This is a genomic window from Synechococcus sp. C9, from assembly GCF_022984075.1.
Taxonomy (GTDB): domain Bacteria; phylum Cyanobacteriota; class Cyanobacteriia; order Gloeomargaritales; family Gloeomargaritaceae; genus Gloeomargarita.
Genome location: NZ_JALAAD010000001.1, coordinates 782914 through 800208, shown reverse-complemented (window position 1 = coordinate 800208; position 17295 = coordinate 782914). Strand labels below are relative to the sequence as shown.

17 protein-coding genes and 1 pseudogene are annotated in these 17295 nt (G+C 53.8%); 14 read left to right on the top strand and 4 right to left on the bottom strand.

Going from position 1 to position 17295, the window contains the following annotated elements:
• The first annotated feature begins 39 nt into the window (after positions 1–39).
• Positions 40–777, top strand: a complete 738-nt coding sequence (gene fabG / locus MLD66_RS03975) for a 3-oxoacyl-[acyl-carrier-protein] reductase (protein WP_247215632.1) — start codon at positions 40–42, stop codon at positions 775–777.
• On the opposite strand, the gene MLD66_RS03970 is transcribed toward fabG, so the two are convergent.
• On the bottom strand, positions 774–1190 hold the full coding sequence (locus MLD66_RS03970) for a hypothetical protein (RefSeq protein WP_247215631.1): 417 nt from the start codon (positions 1188–1190) through the stop codon (positions 774–776). The two genes, fabG and MLD66_RS03970, sit on opposite strands and share 4 nt — an antisense overlap.
• Positions 1191–1344: 154 nt before the next feature.
• Here MLD66_RS03970 and MLD66_RS03965 point away from each other — a divergent pair, with 154 nt between their 5' ends.
• From MLD66_RS03965 to MLD66_RS03955, 3 genes are read left to right on the top strand one after another with little or no spacing between them, the layout of a single operon-like run.
• Entirely contained in the window at positions 1345–1707 is a 363-nt protein-coding gene (locus MLD66_RS03965; RefSeq protein WP_247215629.1) for a 4-Cys prefix domain-containing protein, read from the top strand.
• Positions 1656–2711 (top strand): serine/threonine-protein kinase, encoded by a 1056-nt coding sequence (locus MLD66_RS03960; protein WP_247215627.1) that lies wholly within the window; start codon positions 1656–1658, stop codon positions 2709–2711. The genes MLD66_RS03965 and MLD66_RS03960 overlap by 52 nt, the downstream gene beginning before the upstream one ends.
• 49 nt (positions 2712–2760) lie before the next feature.
• Entirely contained in the window at positions 2761–3198 is a 438-nt protein-coding gene (locus MLD66_RS03955) for a BLUF domain-containing protein (protein WP_247215626.1), read from the top strand.
• 2 nt (positions 3199–3200) lie between these two features.
• On the opposite strand, the gene thrC is transcribed toward MLD66_RS03955, so the two are convergent.
• A complete protein-coding gene (gene thrC / locus MLD66_RS03950) occupies positions 3201–4490 on the bottom strand; it encodes a threonine synthase (protein WP_247215625.1) in 1290 nt (429 codons plus the stop codon).
• Between the two features lie 422 nt (positions 4491–4912).
• Between thrC and MLD66_RS03945 the strand changes: the two genes are divergently transcribed.
• From MLD66_RS03945 to MLD66_RS03930, 4 genes are all read left to right on the top strand, one after another.
• Positions 4913–5224 (top strand): hypothetical protein, encoded by a 312-nt coding sequence (locus MLD66_RS03945; protein WP_247215624.1) that lies wholly within the window; start codon positions 4913–4915, stop codon positions 5222–5224.
• Positions 5225–5311: 87 nt separating this feature from the next.
• The gene (gene pds / locus MLD66_RS03940; RefSeq protein WP_247215623.1) at positions 5312–6718 is read left to right on the top strand and encodes a 15-cis-phytoene desaturase; all 1407 of its coding nucleotides are present in this window, start codon (positions 5312–5314) and stop codon (positions 6716–6718) included.
• Positions 6719–6721: 3 nt separating this feature from the next.
• Entirely contained in the window at positions 6722–7621 is a 900-nt protein-coding gene (locus MLD66_RS03935; protein ID WP_247215622.1) for a phytoene synthase, read from the top strand.
• Positions 7622–7623: 2 nt separating this feature from the next.
• The gene (locus MLD66_RS03930; RefSeq protein WP_247215621.1) at positions 7624–8169 is read left to right on the top strand and encodes a hypothetical protein; all 546 of its coding nucleotides are present in this window, start codon (positions 7624–7626) and stop codon (positions 8167–8169) included.
• A gap of 20 nt (positions 8170–8189) precedes the next feature.
• Here MLD66_RS03930 and MLD66_RS03925 read toward each other — a convergent pair.
• Both MLD66_RS03925 and MLD66_RS03920 read right to left on the bottom strand, forming a co-directional pair.
• Positions 8190–9506: pseudogene (locus MLD66_RS03925) on the bottom strand (SLC13 family permease); the annotation flags it as partial.
• Positions 9507–9599: 93 nt separating this feature from the next.
• A complete protein-coding gene (locus tag MLD66_RS03920; RefSeq protein ID WP_247215620.1) occupies positions 9600–9776 on the bottom strand; it encodes a hypothetical protein in 177 nt (58 codons plus the stop codon).
• Positions 9777–9833: 57 nt separating this feature from the next.
• On the opposite strand from MLD66_RS03920, the gene gatB reads away from it, so the two are divergent.
• From gatB to psbC, 6 genes are all read left to right on the top strand, one after another.
• Entirely contained in the window at positions 9834–11312 is a 1479-nt protein-coding gene (gatB, locus tag MLD66_RS03915) for an Asp-tRNA(Asn)/Glu-tRNA(Gln) amidotransferase subunit GatB (protein ID WP_247215619.1), read from the top strand.
• A gap of 80 nt (positions 11313–11392) precedes the next feature.
• Positions 11393–11827, top strand: a complete 435-nt coding sequence (locus MLD66_RS03910; RefSeq protein WP_247215618.1) for an FHA domain-containing protein — start codon at positions 11393–11395, stop codon at positions 11825–11827.
• Positions 11828–12304: 477 nt separating this feature from the next.
• Positions 12305–12754, top strand: coding sequence for an SsrA-binding protein SmpB (gene smpB, locus MLD66_RS03905; protein ID WP_247215617.1), 450 nt, complete (start codon positions 12305–12307; stop codon positions 12752–12754).
• 203 nt (positions 12755–12957) lie between these two features.
• Positions 12958–14520 (top strand): ammonium transporter, encoded by a 1563-nt coding sequence (locus tag MLD66_RS03900; RefSeq protein ID WP_339396902.1) that lies wholly within the window; start codon positions 12958–12960, stop codon positions 14518–14520.
• Positions 14521–14788: 268 nt separating this feature from the next.
• Complete coding sequence (psbD, locus tag MLD66_RS03895; protein WP_247215616.1) at positions 14789–15844, top strand: photosystem II D2 protein (photosystem q(a) protein); 1056 nt, start codon at positions 14789–14791, stop codon at positions 15842–15844.
• Complete coding sequence (gene psbC / locus MLD66_RS03890) at positions 15828–17213, top strand: photosystem II reaction center protein CP43 (RefSeq protein ID WP_247215615.1); 1386 nt, start codon at positions 15828–15830, stop codon at positions 17211–17213. Before psbD ends, psbC begins: the two co-directional genes overlap by 17 nt.
• Positions 17214–17295 lie beyond the last annotated feature (82 nt).

The following is a 17295-nucleotide window of genomic DNA, read 5'->3' as shown; positions in this document are numbered from 1 at the left end:
GTGGGATAATCAATAGGCTAAATTGCAACTTAAGTACCTATGACCGCATCTCCCGTAGTGATCATTACCGGTGCCTCCCGGGGTATTGGGCGAGCCATTGCCCTGGAATTTGCCGCCACCAACGCCCGGATTGGGGTGAATTACAGCCGTTCCGCCGAGGCCGCCCAGAAGGTTGCTGAGGAAATTCAGGCATTGGGTGGGTCAGCCCTGCTCCTACAGGCGGATGTCTCCCAAGCGGCGCAAGTGGAAACCCTCTTTCAGCAGGTGATGGCGCAGTGGGGGCGGGTGGATGTGCTGGTGAATAATGCCGGTATTACCCGGGATGGGCTGATGATTCGCATGAAGGATGAGGATTGGCGGGAGGTCATGAATTTGAATTTAGATGGGGTATTTTACTGCACCCGTGCCGCCCTGAAAATCATGATGAAGCAAAAATCAGGACGGATTATTAATATCACCTCCATCGCCGGAGTCATGGGCAATCCGGGGCAAGCCAATTACAGTGCGGCGAAAGCGGGGGTGATTGGTCTGACCCGCACCGTTGCCAAGGAATATGCCTCCCGGGGAATTACGGTGAATGCGGTTGCGCCTGGATTTATTGCCACCGAGATGACCGCTCAACTCAAACAAGAGGAATTACTCAAATTGATTCCCTTGGGACGCTATGGGGAGGCGGCGGAAGTGGCGGGTTTGGTCGGCTTTTTGGGACGGCATCCGGCGGCGGCTTATATCACTGGTCAGGTATTTCACATTGATGGGGGCTTGGTGATGGGTTAGGGGCACACCTGTCCTGTCCATAGGCGGGGATGGGTACCCCGACGGCATTGGTGTTGACGACCAGCGGCTACTAACACCCACCGGTCTTGCCGCAAACGCATTTCCAGGCGAAACCGTCGTGCCGCCACCGAGTCATCCGCCAGCCCATTGACGGTCAGTTCCACCACCGCCCGCCCGGGGGTGATGTAGTTAACGGTCACACTTTCCGAGCGCAGCCCTTCGGGAAAGGCTCCTTCCCGTTGCCCAAAGGTGCGAATCGCCAGCAGTAGGGGGTTGGGGTCGCTCTCGTTGCGAAAGGGGGTAATGTCCACCGGCGCATAGGTGCGGGGAATCGCCTGGGCGGTCGGCATGAGGCTCAATCCTAACCAAAGGCATCCGATCAGGGACAGGGTGGGAAGGGGGCGGCGTTTCATGGGCAGTAGGCAGTAATGGTCAGGAAATCCTTGACGTGCCCGGGTTGGCGGCGGTTCCAGGTAGGGGAAGAGAAATCCGATTAAAATACAGGTAATCGGGTTCTATCCTGAGCATTCCGAATGTTATTTTAGTTGAGCGTTTGGCTCCTCTGGCATGGATTTATATTGTACCCGCCCTGGTTGTCCTGCCCCGCTGAATCGGGTGGACATTGATGAGGAGCAACTCCGCAGTATTGAGCAAATCCACTGCCGTGCCTGCCAGATGCCCTTGATTTTGGCGGGGGCTTATGTACCGGTTAAACCCTTGGGACGGGGGGGGTTTGGGGCGACGTTTCTCGCCATTGACCGCTACCTGCCCAACATGGAACATTGCGTGGTCAAACACTTTCGCCCGGATGGGATGAATGCGGAAGAAATAGCGATGGCACGGCGGTTGTTTGCCCGGGAAGCGACGGTGTTACAAAAGTGGGGAATGACCACCCTGCTATCCCGGATTTGTATGCCTATTTCCCCTTAACGGTGCCCAAAATCAGCTATCCCCACGAAACCCAAGAGCATTTTTACTTGGTGCAGGAATATATTGACGGGGAGGATTTGGAACATGAATTGCAACGCTTGGGTCCCTTCGATGAAACCAAAATTATCGAGTTACTCAAAGCCCTCCTGCCGATTTTGCAATTTGTCCACGGGCGCAATATCATCCATCGGGATATTAAACCGGCGAATATCATGCGCCATCGCCAGGGCAAAATTTATCTGTTGGATTTTGGGGCGGTGCGGGATTTGTTTGCCACATCTAAATGGACAACGGTGGGGACGACGGGCTATGCCGCCCCGGAGCAATATCACGGCGGGGAAGTGTACCCCTCCACGGATTTGTACGGACTGGGGGTGACCTGTTTGCGGCTGTTGACCGGGTTGCCGCCGGAGGATTTGTACGATGCCTACATGGGGACGTGGCAATGGCGGGACAAGGTGCACCTGAGTCCCCACCTCACCCAGATTTTGGATCGGATGGTGCGCTTGGTGGTACAGGAGCGGTTTACCAGTGCGGCGGAGGTGCTGGAGCAGTTGCAACAACTCCCCCGGCGGGTGCAATTGCCCCCCAATTCCAAACCCCTGCGCCCCCCTTCGGCACCCCTCCAGCCGGCCCCGATTGTGCCGGTGGTCCGTCCCCTGCCCGTGCCCCAAGCTCGCCCTGCCCTGGAAGTGGTTCTGGGACAAATTTTTTTGATTGCGGCGGTGATGGGGTTGTGGGTGATGGCGGCGGTGGTCAAACTGGGCGCACCGGTGGGGATCAGTATCCTGTTTGGTTTGCTCCTGGGGGGGTGGGTGTGGTTTTGGGGGCGCACCTGGTTGCAAATTCCCTGGTTGGCGGGGCTGTGGGTGATGAATTTTATCCTGTTGGCGTGGTTGGTGCCTGGGGCGTGGTTCCGCCTGGGCTTGGGGTCGGTGATCCTGGGGTTGGTCACGGTGGGCATCCTTACCCTGACCCAATGGTTGCGCCAAGCCCTGCGCTGAACGCCCCCAAATTGCTTATCCTAAAGAGGGGTTGTCATCGGAGTGGGTTATGGGCTTGTATCGGATGATTTATATTAGTCGGGCGGTGCCGGGGTTGGGCTACAGCGATTTGCGGGACATCATGGCAAAGTCCGAGGTCAACAACAGCCATGTGGGGTTAACCGGGTTGCTCTGCTTTGGCAATGGCATTTTTTTGCAAATTTTAGAGGGCAGTCGTCAAGCCATTAGCCATACCTACCACCGCATCCTACAAGACCCCCGCCACCACAGTGCCGAATTGGTCGCCTTTGACCCCGTCCTCCAGCGGGAATTTATCCAATGGTCCATGAAATTGGTGCAAATTGACGAGGACAGCCCGGAAAAAATGCGCCGCCTTTACCTGAAATATTCTGGGGAAATTCATTTTGCCCCGGAAACCATGACCCCGGCGCAATGCCTGCAATTTATGATCGAGATCGACCCCGCCCGTAGTGGGCTGAAGGTTTGACCCTACACCAGCACTTCCTGCCACTCCAACCGCTCTAGGGTCTGGGAACGCTCCCACGCCCGGGCAAAACTGCTCAACTGGGGCTCAATCGTCAAGGGTTCCCCAATCGCCCCCTGCACCGCCTCCTGGGTTTTCAAACCATTGCCCGTGATATACACCACCGTCAGGGCATCCGGGTCAATGTGACCCGCCTCGGCGAGTTTTTGTAATACCGCTACGGTGGTTCCCCCCGCCGTTTCCGTGAAAATCCCTTCCGTTTCCGCCAAAAGCTGAATGCCAGCGATAATTTCCGGGTCACTCACGGCGGCAATTTGCCCCCCGGTTTGGCGGGCTAAATCCAGGGCATAGACCCCATCGGCGGGGTTGCCAATGGCAATGGACTTGGCAATGGTATGGGGCTTCACCGGGGCAATAAAATCCCGCCCTGCCGCAAACGCCTGGGCAATGGGCGCACACCCCTGGGCTTGGGCACCGTGACACTGCACCGGCTTGTCCGCCACCAACCCCACCTGCACCAACTCCTGAAACCCTTTGTAAATTTTTGTAAACAGGGAACCGCTCGCCAAAGGTGCCACGATGCAATCCGGCAATTGCCAGCCCAACTGCTCCGCCACCTCAAACCCCAGGGTCTTGGAACCCTCGGAATAGTAGGGACGCAGGTTGATATTCACAAACCCCCAGCCCTGGCTGTTGGCGACCTCGGAACACAGGCGGTTCACCTGGTCATAGTTCCCTTTCACCGCCATCACCGTCGGGCGATAGATCAACGTCCCCAGGATTTTCCCCGCCTCCAAATCCGCCGGGATAAACACGCAACATTCCAACCCCGCATGGGCTGCAATCGCCGCCGTGGAATTGGCTAAATTCCCCGTGCTGGCACACCCCACCGTCGTAAAGCCCAACTCCTTCGCCCGGGTCAACGCCACCGACACCACCCGGTCTTTGAAGCTCAGGGTGGGCATATTCACCGCATCATTTTTGATCCAGAGATTGCGTAGCCCCAACCGGCGACCCAGCCGTTCCGCCCGAATGAGGGGAGTCATGCCCGTGCCCAAATCAATGGGTTGCTCGCTTTCTACGGGTAAAAACGCCCGATACCGCCAGATGGAATGGGGGCCCCGCTCAATGCTCTCCCGGGTCACTTGCCTGCGAATCGCCCCCAAATCGTACTTCACCTCCAACGGTCCAAAGCACAACTCACAGACGTGCATCGCCCGCAAGGGGTACTGCGCCCCACATTCCTTGCACTGCAAATGGGAGAACGTTGCGGTCTGAGTCGGGGTAGCCACCATCGCCTTCCTTCCTGGGGAAACTGAGAGATTGTGCCCATCGTAACAAAGCCCCGCAGACCCGTCAAATCATATCCGACTTATTTAGTCGGGATTAAACCTGACCCGCATGGCACCAGGGGGATTGACCTTGTTGGGGCTGATAGGGTGATCGCACCTGGATTATGAGTAGAAATTTTATGCTTAAAAAGTCAAAGGGCCTAGGAAACTGCCCCGCCCTAGTTCTGCATATGCATAATTTTTTTGTTATTCACATAAATTAGATGGGATTGCTACGTTAAAGTTAGATTAAGAAAAAATTAAAAAATGTTGGCAAACTCTGAGATTTTCTTCAGGTTCCTTAGGAAGTTTGCCAGGATCAAAAGTGCAGGGATCATAAAAAAATCCTTAAGGAACTTTCAGAGGGATTCGGAGGGTCAAAGGGGATGAACATTACGTCTGATCAATGCGCTCGGTATTCTTCACCGATTATTGATGCCGTGCGGTGGCGCAACCGGGGGGCGTTGGAAGCCGAGTTGCACCATTTGATCCAAGCCTGTGTGCAGTCCAATTTGCCCATTGGGTCAACGATTCTCAGGATTGTCCAGAGCAATCGGGAATACTGTAGCGTTTGTATGCCGGAGGCGGTGCCTTGGTTCGATGCCGTAATCGCTGAGATTTTTGAGCCATCCATCCTCACTGCGAAACCGAGGCTACTCCGGTCTGTGTCGGCACCATCCCACCCCCAAAGTGCCTAGGGGTTCCCCAGGACGTAACATTACGGAATTGTTACACGTTGAGTTCTTTGTTTATACTAGGGGGCAGTAAAGGCTTAGGGACGGAGTATGCGGGTAGCGATTGCGGGCGGGGGTTTGGCAGGTTTGGCCTGTGGCAAGTATTTGGTGGATGCGGGGCATCAGCCTTTAATTTATGAGAGCCGGGAGGTGTTGGGGGGGCTAGTGGCGGCCTGGCGGGACGAGGAGGGGGATTGGTATGAAACCGGGCTACACGCTTTTTTTGGTGCCTATCCCAATATGTTGCAGTTGATGGCGGAACTGGGGATCAGCGACCGCTTGCAGTGGAAACAGCATACGTTAATTTTTAATCAACCGGAAAAGCCGGGGGTTTTGTCCCGATTTGATGTGCCGGATATTCCCACCCCGTTTAACATCATCGCCGCCATTTTACGCAACAACGATATGCTCACCTGGGAGCAGAAATTGCGGTTTGCCATCGGGTTGACCCCGGCGATGTTGCGGGGGCAAAAGTATGTGGAAGCTATGGATAAATATACCCTGCTGGAGTGGTTGCAAAAACAGGGGATTGATGAGCGGGTAAATAGTGATATTTTTGTGGCGGCTTCCAAGGCATTAACGTTTCTTGACCCGGATCAGGTGTCGGCGACGATTCCTTTGACGGCTCTCAATCGTTTTTTGCAGGAACGGTATGGGTCAAAAATTGCCTTTTTGGATGGTTCGCCCACCGAGCGTTTGTGTCAGCCCATCGTGGATTACATCACCGAGCGGGGGGGAGAAGTGCATCTATTATCCCCCCTAAAAGAATATGTATTAAACCCGGATCAAACGGTGGCGGGGATGGTGATCCGGGGGTTGGATGGGCAACCGGATTACATGGTCAAAGCGGATGCCTATGTATCTGCCCTCTCCGTTGATCCCCTCAAGGTTCTCTTACCGCCAGCGTGGAAATCCCTACCGTTTTTCCAAAAACTCGAAGGGCTGGAAGGGGTGCCGGTGATCAACATTCACCTGTGGTTTGACCGCAAACTCAGCGATGTGGATCATTTACTTTTTTCCCGGTCGCCGGTGTTGAGTGTGTATGCGGATATGAGCAACACCTGTAAGGAATACAGCGACCCGAACCGCTCCATGTTGGAATTGGTTTTAGCCCCGGCAAAGGATTGGATTGACCGTTCCGAGGCGGAAATTTTAGAGGTGACCATGCAGGAGTTACAAAAATTATTTCCCCAACATTTAACCGGGGAGAATCCGGCTCGGTTACGCAAATACAAGATTGTCAAAACCCCCCGTTCGGTGTACCAAGCCATTCCCGGTCGCCAGCAGTACCGTCCCAGCCAGGTGACCCCGATTCGCAATTTCTTTTTGGCGGGCAGTTACACCATGCAACGCTACCTGGGGAGTATGGAAGGGGCGGTGCTTTCTGGTAAACTAGCGGCGCAGGCGGTGGCGGCCTATGGTTCCCAAATGGCGCAGGTTCCCGTGGCAGTACGTTAAATCATGGCGGTGACGTTTTCCCTTCCCGTGGAACTTCAGCCCGAGGCGGTGGCGCAAGCCTATGCGGAATGCGAGCGGGTGACAGCGGAATATGCGAAAACCTTTTACCTGGGTACCCTGCTGATGGCTCCGGCGAAACGGCGGGCGGTCTGGGCGGTCTATGCCTGGTGTCGGCGCACGGATGAACTGGTGGATGGGCCCCAATGCGACAGTACATCATTAGGAACCTTGCAGGACTGGGAAACCCAATTGGAAAAAACCTTTGCGGGGCATCCCCAGGATATTTATGACCTGGCTCTGTATGCGGCTACCCGGAACTTCCCCTTGGAAATCCAGCCCTTTCGGGACATGATTGCCGGGCAGAGGATGGATTTGTGCCAATGCCGTTACGAAACCTTTGCGGAACTGGAAACCTACTGCTACCGGGTGGCGGGCACGGTGGGGCTAATGTCCCTGGCGATTATGGGGGCACGGCAAGATTCGGTGGCGGTACGGCGGGCGGCGGTGGCCCTGGGGATTGCCAACCAACTGACCAACATTCTGCGGGACGTGGGCGAAGATTTGCAACGGGGGCGGATTTATTTACCCATTGCGGATTTGACCGCCTATAGTTACACGGTGAAGGAGTTGCAAAATGGGGTGATCAATTCGGCGTGGCGGCGGTTGATGCGGTTTCAAATTCAACGGGCGAGAGCCTATTTCACCGAAGCGGAACCGGGGGTCAATCAACTGTCTGCGGATGCCCGGTGGCCGGTGTGGACAGCGCTGATGAATTACCGGCAGATTTTGGATCAAATTGAACAGAATGACTATGATGTATTTAACCGGCGGGCATATGTGTCTTTGCCCGGTAAATTGGTGAAATTACCCTGGGCTTTATGGCGTTCCTTTTGGGGAGTATAATCATGGTGCAAATTCCGGTGACCCTGCCTGAGTCCCTCACTTTTGAACAGGCGATTGAGCAAACCCAAAATTTAATTTCCGCCCGCCTGAACCAAGAAATTAACGCCCAACAATTTGCCCAGGGGGTACAGGCATTGGTGCAGAGTGAAAATGGGGCACGGGGCTTTTTTGTGACCTATTTAACCCTAGAAAATGATATAGCAGACCAACCGGATGAATTCCTGATCCAGGCGTTGGGAAGTTCCCCGGAAATTGTCAGTGAATTATTGGTAAAAAATCTGGTCATGTCCACGGCTATGGGCATCACCCACCGGCGCAATCAGGATGAAGTTCTGGCGCAGGGTTCTGACCGGGTACAACGGCGCACCCAGAGGTTAATTCAGCGGTTAAATTTGCCCCAAATTGCCACCAAAGCCCAGGAATTATTTCGCAATGCCGGGGGGGAACCGGGGCACTATAGCGAGTTTCTCGACCGGTGGGGCTACGATGCGGAACAAAAACAAGCCATGCAACGGATTTTAGCACCCTGGTTGCTGTCTAATTCATAAAACAGGAAAAACCGCACCACCACATACACTGTAATTACTATCAACTGCGCCATCATGACGGGAAAACCGTAGCGTAAAAAAGTACGAAAAGAAATTCTGCCCCCATGTTGTTCAGCAATCCCCGCCGCCACAATATTAGATGAAGCCCCCACCAAAGTGCCATTTCCCCCCAGGGTCGCCCCGTACATCATCGCATAAAATAAAGGCAAAACCGCATCGGGCAATTGTCCTTCAAAACCGGGTTGCAATACATCAGCCGAAACCAAACCCACATTCACCACATATTGCTTGATCAAAGGCACCATTGCTACTACCAAAGGAATGTTGGGCACCACACTGGAAATCAATCCCACAAAAAAGATCAAAACGATGCAACCAAGCAAAATATTTTTGCCTAAAATAACGCTCAATATCCCGGACAAACCCGAAATTACCCCGGTCTTTTCCAAGCCACCAATCAACACGAAAATACTCATAAAAAAAATCAACGTCCCCCAATCCACATCCCGGAGAATGTTATTTATGTTATCAATACCACTATGATGGCTGAGGAATAAGGCCAACGCCGCCCCCATCAGTGCCACCGCCGCCGGGGAAATTCTCTGGGGTAAGGACTCTCCCACCACAAACATCGTCAACACAAAAATTACAATTAGAATGCCCACCAATAAAATGCGGGGATGGTTGATTTTGGGATGGGGTAATGCATCCAAACTATCCAATTGTTTACGCCAAATGGTGGGGAATAAAAAAGGTAACATCACCACCACCGTCCCAATTGCCACCGCACCCCCCAGACTCAAACGCAGGAGATAATCCGTAAAACTGAGGTTAATCGCATCCCCCACAATGTAGGTCGCCGGATCACCCACAAGGGTTAATAAACCCGCAGAATTGGCGATAAATACCATCAGAATCAATAAAGGTACAAAATCCACCCCAATATCCTGCGCTAGGGGCGGCAATAAAGGTGCTAATAACATCACCGTCGTCGCATTGGGTAATACCGCACAAATGGGAGTTGTAATCCCCACCACTCCCAGCAGTAAATTACGCCCTTTTCCCTTACCCAGCAGGACAATTTGTGCCGCTAAATAATCAAAAACTTTCGTGGGTTCAAACGAGCGTACCAACACCATCACCCCAAAAAACAAAGCCAACGTGCCATAACTTTTGCCAATATAACTAATCGCTTCTCCTAGGGTTAAAACATTCAAAAAAACCAAGAACATCGCTCCCGTAAAGGCGGCAATCACCAGATGTACCCATTCCGTCATCAACAGGATAATGACACCCAAAAAAATGCCGGAAGCCACGAACTCTTGCCAGGTTGCCATAGGAACTCCTAAAAAAGATGGCGTAAAAAAAACCAGAGAAAAGTCCCTGGAGCCATCAGATTGAAGTGATTTTAGCGTATGGGTTAGAAATTTTCAACGCCGCCCCGACCAGCGGGAAAAAAGTTTATCCGTCAATAAAACGGTTTCGGGAATGGGACACATCATAATTACCCCCGCAAATACTAATAAACCTGCACTGCCCGCCACCACTAACCCCAGAAACGTTCCCAAAACCGCCTCCCCCCAACGCCACAGCCCCCAGGCGATCACCCTGTCCGCTTTGCCCCCGGAATTATAAAATAGTAGGGGTCTGCACCTGCAACTCCGATGACCGCCAGCATCACCACCCGCTACGAAACCATCATTGGCTTGGAAATTCACTGCCAATTGGGCACCGCTACCAAAATTTTCTGCGGCTGTAGTACCGCCTTTGGTGCCCCCCCCAATACCCAAGTGTGTCCCATCTGTCTGGGGCATCCAGGGGTTTTGCCGGTGTTAAATGAGCAGGTTTTAGCGTTTGCGGTACAAACGGGTTTGGCGTTGAATTGCACCATTGCCCCCTATAGTAAATTTGACCGGAAACAGTATTTTTACCCTGATTTACCCAAAAATTACCAAATTTCCCAATACGATTTGCCCATTGCCACCGATGGTTGGGTGGAAATTGAATTGGCGGATGAACAGGGCAAATTTTATCGCAAGCGGGTCACCATCCAACGCCTGCACATGGAGGAGGATGCGGGGAAATTGGTACACGCCGGGGCGGAACGGCTGTCCGGGTCGGACTATTCCCTCGTGGATTTCAACCGGGCAGGGGTGCCCCTCTGTGAAATTGTCAGCGGTCCCGATTTGCGCTCCGGTGCGGAAGCCGCCGAATACGCCCAGGAACTGCGCCGGATTGTCCGCTACCTGGGGGTCTGTGATGGCAATATGCAGGAAGGTTCCCTACGTTGTGATGTCAATATCTCCGTGCGTCCGGTGGGGGAAACCCGCTTTGGGACGAAGGTAGAAATTAAAAATATGAATTCATTTAATGCCATCCAGCGGGCGATTGACTACGAAGCCAAACGACACATTACCGCCCTGGAAAATGGGGAACGGTTGGTGCAGGAAACCCGCCTGTGGGACGAAGCCAGCCAGCGCACGGTGAGTATGCGGACGAAGGAAGGGGCGAGCGATTACCGCTATTTCCCGGAGCCGGATTTACCCCCAATCCAACTCACGCCGGATCAAATTGAGCATTGGCGGTCACAACTACCGGAATTACCCCACAGTAAACGCCACCGTTACCAGGAGGTATTGGGCTTATCCCCCTACGATAGCCGGGTGCTGACCGATGAACGGGCAATGGCTGAGTATTTTGAAGCAACGGTTGCCTGCGGTGCCGACCCTAAACTGGCGAGCAACTGGATTACAGGGGACATCACCGCCTGGTTAAAAACCCAAAAACAGGACATCCGTAGCTTAGCCTGCCGTCCCAGTGACTTGGCTGAATTGATTGGCTTGATCCAAGCGGGCACCATCAGCGGCAAAATTGCCAAGGAATTGCTCCCCGAATTATTAACCAACGGCGGTTCTCCCCAAGCCTTGGTCGAGTCCAGGGGCTTAACCCAAGTCTCCGACCCGGAATTGATCGGGCAATGGATTGACGAAGTTTTTGCTGACCACCCCCAGGAACTCAGCCAGTACCGGGGCGGAAAAACCAAATTGTTTGGCTTTTTTGTGGGCAAAGTGATGCAAAAGACCGGCGGACGTGCCGACCCCCAGCGCACCAACGAATTGCTAAAACAAAAATTGGCACCCTAATCCAACTGTCCCCCGGTGCCGTATCATCAATAATAATGTAGGATTTTTTTACCCATTCCCACTCCGCCACAGGTATTCCTATGAGCGATACACCCCAAGAACGGCACCTGTTGGTCATCCAGGATGATGAGGGTTCCCGTGCCATTGCCCTCGAAGCCGCCACCTACTCCTTGGGGCGAGACCCTAGTAATGCCATTGTACTGAATTCTAAAACCGTTTCCCGCCGTCATGCGATTTTGCTCCGTTTGCCCAACCCGGAAACCAAGGGCTATCGCTACCGGTTGATGGATGGGGACAGCAAGGGCAATCGCAGTGCTAATGGCACCCGGGTGAACGGTAAGGAATGGTCCACCGGCGAACTCAAACACGGGGATATTATCAGTTTTGGGGATGTGGAAGCCCAGTACTCGATTACGATCATGACGGAAGCGGAGTTCAAAAAACACACAGAAACCATTGATTTTCGCAGTATCAAATCCGAAATGGTGAACACTGAAGAAACCCAAATGTTCTAGGGAATGCTTTTATTATTTTAATTTAGAATATGGGTTTCAGCTTCGTCTCTCCATGATTTGGATATTTCAGAATGATCAATTTTTAGTAATCTAGCGAGTAATCCCAGTCCCTAGCCATGCTGTGATTTAATATTAATTAAATATCCCGTGAATCACGTTTTTTTCAAAGAAAATTGCTCATGATTGGTCTATCGAAATCCCAACTGAATTGAGGGCACTTCTAAAAATAGGTCGCAGGGGCACCCCCCGCCTTGGTTCTAGGGAATCTCACTTCTCGCTTCTCATTCCTTACTCCTCACTGTTCGTCGCAGGGCACCGCCCCCGTATTTGGTTCTGGAAAATTTTTGTTTCTTAATTTTAATTGTTTATTAATCGAATCGAATTGCTACAGGTCGTCCCTAGTTTCAATCTCCCATCAATCGTTAAAATTTGCCCATGCTATAATAAAAGTTCCCATATTATGATGTTAGTAACCTTGTGAAATCCGTCAGCGAAAATCGGGAAGCCCGCCATCTGTATGAGATTCTGGAAACCTTCGAGTGTGGCATTGAACTGAAGGGGACAGAAGTGAAATCGGTGCGGGCGGGGAAAGTCAATTTACGGGATGGGTTTGCCCGGTTCAAAAATGGGGAACTGTACTTGCTGAATGTGCATATCTCCCCCCACGAAACCGCCAGCAATTATTTTAATCACGACCCCCGGCGTACCCGCAAATTGCTCATGCATCGGGCGGAATTACGGAAACTCATCGGGAAAGTGGAGCAAAAAGGTCTGTCCCTGGTGCCCCTGAAAATGTACTTCAAGGGGGACTGGGTAAAGGTCTTGCTGGGACTAGGGCGGGGGAAAAAGCTCCACGATAAACGCCAAACCCTCAAGGAACGCCAAGAAAAACGGGAGATGGAACGGGCGGTGAAGCAGAGGGACTAGGTTTTTTGTGCAGATTGGGAAAATAGTTACCTATGATACAAATTGCGCTTGGGGTTCTATCCCCTAATAGAGAGATGACGTGATGACGCAAGCCGGTGTTCCGGTGTGGCATTTGGTCAATTCTTGGGATACTTCGCTCAAGATTTGGCGAAATTGGCATCGCTGGAAAAACCGGAATTGTTTTTTTTGGAGGAGTGTCACCCATGCCTATTGTGCGTATGAAACCCCGTCGTCGCTTCCGTCTCAGCCCACGGAAGTTGCGTTTTACTGAATTTAAGATTCCCCACGCTTGGCTGGCACTGTTGGGGTATTTGTACGTGCCGTTGATGATTTTGGGGATGGTTGCTTGGGGCACGATGGCGGCGGCACAAACCCCGACCCCTAGCCCAACGCCGATGCCCAGCCCCGAAATTGATGTCACGGTCATCAAGGAAAGTATTACGACGGTGACGGAGCAAGCCGCTGGGGTGAAGGTGGCGGTGGATACGGTCTGGGTGCTGGTTGCCGCCTTCCTGGTGATTTTTATGAATGCCGGGTTTGCGATGGTGGAGGCGGGGTTTTGTCGGCAAAAAAATGCGGTGAATATCCTGTCGAAAAACCTGATTGTGTTTGCCATTAGTACCATTTCGTTTTGGATTTTTGGCTTCGCGCTCATGTTTGGGAATGGCAATTCCTTCATGGGGATGGAAGGGTTCTTCCTGGCGGGGGCGGATAACAGTCCAGCGACCGAGGATGCCTACAAAGGGGTATTCGAGTCCCTGAATTGGACGGGGGTGCCCCTGTCGGTGAAGTTTTTGTTCCAGGTGGCGTTTGCGGGGACGGCGGCGACGATTGTCTCTGGGGCGGTGGCGGAGCGGATTAAGTTTATTGACTTTTTGTTTTTCAGTTTCCTGTTGGTGGGTTTTGTGTACTCGATTGGCGGTCACTGGGTCTGGGGCGGTGGATTCCTCGCCGGTTTGGGATTTTGGGATTTTGCCGGTTCGACGGTGGTGCATTCCGTGGGGGGCTGGGCGGCGCTGATGGGGGCGGCGTTCCTGGGGCCCCGGATTGGTAAGTACACCGAGAGCGGCATCAATGCGATTCCGGGGCACAATTTGGGGTTTGCCACCCTGGGGTGTTTGATCCTGTGGTTGGGGTGGTTTGGGTTTAACCCTGGTTCCACCATGGCCGCGGACCCGGGGGCGATTGGGCATATTGCCCTGACCACCAACTTGGCCGCTTCGGCGGGGGCGATTGCCGCTACGGTGACCGCTTGGAGTTTGTTTGGCAAGCCAGATTTATCCATGATTATCAATGGGATTCTGGCGGGGCTGGTGGGGATCACGGCGGGTTGTGCGTTTGTCAGCCAGGTTTCTGCCATTATCATTGGTCTGATTGCTGGGGTTATCGTGGTGTTTTCGGTGTCCTTCTTTGACAAGATCAAAATTGACGACCCGGTGGGGGCGGTCTCCGTCCACCTGGTCTGTGGGATTTGGGGCACCCTGGCGGTGGGTCTGTTTGCCGATGGACCGAAAGATAGTGGCGGGATTTACAGTGCGGGTCCGGAGGCGGGTCTGTTCCTCGGTGGGGGGATTGGGCAACTCTGGGCGCAATTCCTGGGGGTGATCATCGTCGGCGGCTGGGTGGTGGTGGCCAGTGCCGTCGTCTGGCTGGTCCTCAAAGCGGTGTTTGGTCTGCGCGTGCCCCCGGAAGAAGAACTCAAGGGGTTGGATATTGGGGAACACGCCATGGAAGCCTACGCTGGCTTCGTGAAAGAGGAACTGTAAACGCTGAATGCGCTTAAGGGGGGTGTCCCTGCGGGGATGCCTCCTTTTTCATGGCGTGTTAGGGCCGGAGGCTGGGGAAATGTTAAGGATTTTGGGGCGGTAAACCCCACATTCCCGGTGGTTACCCCTATAATTAAGACAAACCGTAAAGAAACGTGAATTTTCCTTATAGGTGCGCTGACTCTGTTGCAGAGGTACAGTTGTAACTGTGGGATGCTTTTCGGAACGGTTTTGTCCTACATTTTTAATCTCTGTTTGGAGAACAACGATGACCATTGCAATTGGACGCACCCAGGAGCGGGGCATATTTGATGCCCTCGATGACTGGCTGAAACGGGATCGTTTCGTGTTCGTGGGCTGGTCGGGGCTGTTGCTGTTCCCCTGCGCCTATTTGGCCTTGGGGGGTTGGCTGACCGGCACGACCTTTGTCACTTCTTGGTACACCCACGGTCTGGCTTCTTCCTACCTGGAAGGGGCGAACTTTTTGACGGTGGCGGTGTCCACCCCGGCGGATGCCTTTGGCCATTCCCTGCTGTTTTTGTGGGGACCGGAAGCCAACTGGGATTTCACGCGCTGGTGCCAAATTGGCGGTCTGTGGACGTTTGTGGCTCTGCACGGGGCGTTTGGCTTGATTGGCTTCTGCCTGCGCCAGTTGGAGATTGCCCGGCTGGTGGGGGTGCGCCCGTACAATGCGATTGCGTTCACCGGCCCGATTGCGGTGTTCGTGTCGGTATTTTTGCTGTACCCCTTGGGGCAGTCTAGTTGGTTTTTCGCCCCGAGTTTTGGGGTGGCGGCGATTTTCCGCTTTATTCTGTTTTTCCAAGGGTTCCACAACTGGACGCTCAACCCCTTCCACATGATGGGCGTGGCGGGCATCCTGGGTGGGGCATTGCTGTGCGCCATTCACGGGGCGACCGTGGAAAACACCCTGTACCAGGATGGGGATGCGGCCAACACCTTCCGGGCGTTTGAGCCGACCCAATCCGAGGAAACCTACTCGATGGTGACCGCCAACCGGTTCTGGTCCCAGATTTTTGGGATTGCTTTTAGCAACAAGCGCTGGTTGCACTTCTTTATGTTGTTTGTGCCGGTGACGGGGCTGTGGATGTCCTCCATCGGTGTGGTGGGTCTGGCGTTGAACCTGCGGGCCTATGACTTTGTGTCCCAGGAACTGCGGGCGGCGGAGGACCCGGAGTTTGAAACCTTCTATACCAAGAACATTCTGCTGAACGAAGGCATCCGGGCTTGGATGGCGACGATGGATCAACCCCACGAAAACTTTGTCTTCCCCGAGGAGGTTTTGCCCCGTGGAAACGCTCTATAACCCTGGTTTAGTGGTTGGCGGTCGGGATCAGGATTCCACCGGTTATGCTTGGTGGTCTGGCAATGCCCGCCTGATTGAGTTGTCCGGTAAGCTGTTGGGGGCGCACGTGGCCCATGCGGGGCTGATCGTGTTTTGGACGGGGGCGATGACCCTGTTCGAGGTGGCGCATTTTAACCCCAACCAGCCCATGTATGAACAGGGGTTGATTCTCCTGCCCCACTTGGCGACCCTGGGGTACGGGGTTGGCCCGGGCGGGGAGGTGGTGGATATTAACCCCTATTTTGTGACCGGGGTACTGCACCTGATTTCGTCGGCGGTGTTGGGCTTTGGCGGTTTGTTCCACGCCCTGATTGGCCCGGATACCCTGGAGCAGTCCTTCCCGTTTTTCGGCTACGACTGGCGGGATAAGAACAAAATGACCACCATCTTGGGGATTCACCTGATCCTGTTGGGGTTGGGGGCGCTCCTGTTGGTGGTGAAGGCCATGTTCCTGGGTGGGGTGTACGACACTTGGGCCCCGGGGGGCGGCGATGTGCGGGTGATTACCAACCCCACCATTGACCCCAGGGTGATCTTTGGTTATGTGCTGAATTCGCCCTTTGGCGGTGCCGGTTCCATCGCCGGGGTGGACAACATGGAGGATGTGATTGGCGGCCATATCTGGGTCGGGTTTATCTGCATCTTCGGGGGCATTTGGCACATTCTCACCACCCCGTTTGGCTGGGCACGGCGCGCCCTGATTTGGTCTGGGGAAGCCTATTTGTCCTACAGTTTGGGGGCGTTGTCCCTGATGGGCTTTATCGCTTCCTTTACGGTGTGGTACAACAACACGGTGTATCCCAGCGAATTTTACGGGCCGACCGGGCCGGAAGCCTCCCAGGCGCAGGCGATGACCTTCCTGATCCGGGACCAAAAGCTGGGGGCCAACATCGGTTCTGCCCAAGGGCCGACGGGTCTGGGGAAATACCTAATGCGTTCGCCTTCCGGGGAAATCATCTTCGGTGGGGAAACCATGCGCTTCTGGGATTTCCGGGGGCCCTGGTTGGAGCCGTTGCGGGGGCCAAATGGCTTGGATTTGAACAAGTTGAAAAATGACATCCAACCCTGGCAAGAACGCCGGGCGGCGGAGTACATGACCCATGCGCCCTTGGGTTCGATCAACTCGGTAGGCGGGGTGGCGACGGAAATCAACTCGGTGAACTATGTGTCTCCCCGGGCGTGGTTGGCCGCTTCCCACTTCATCCTGGGCTTCTTCCTGTTGATCGGGCACCTGTGGCATGCGGGGCGGGCCCGGGCGGCGGTGGCGGGCTTTGAAAAAGGCATTGACCGCAAGGCTGAGCCGGTGTTGTCCATGCCCAATTTGGACTAGGGATTTACTCCCAAACCGATGCTAAACCCCTGGGAGTGATCCTGGGGGTTTGGTTTTTTGAGGCAACCCATGTTATAAAATA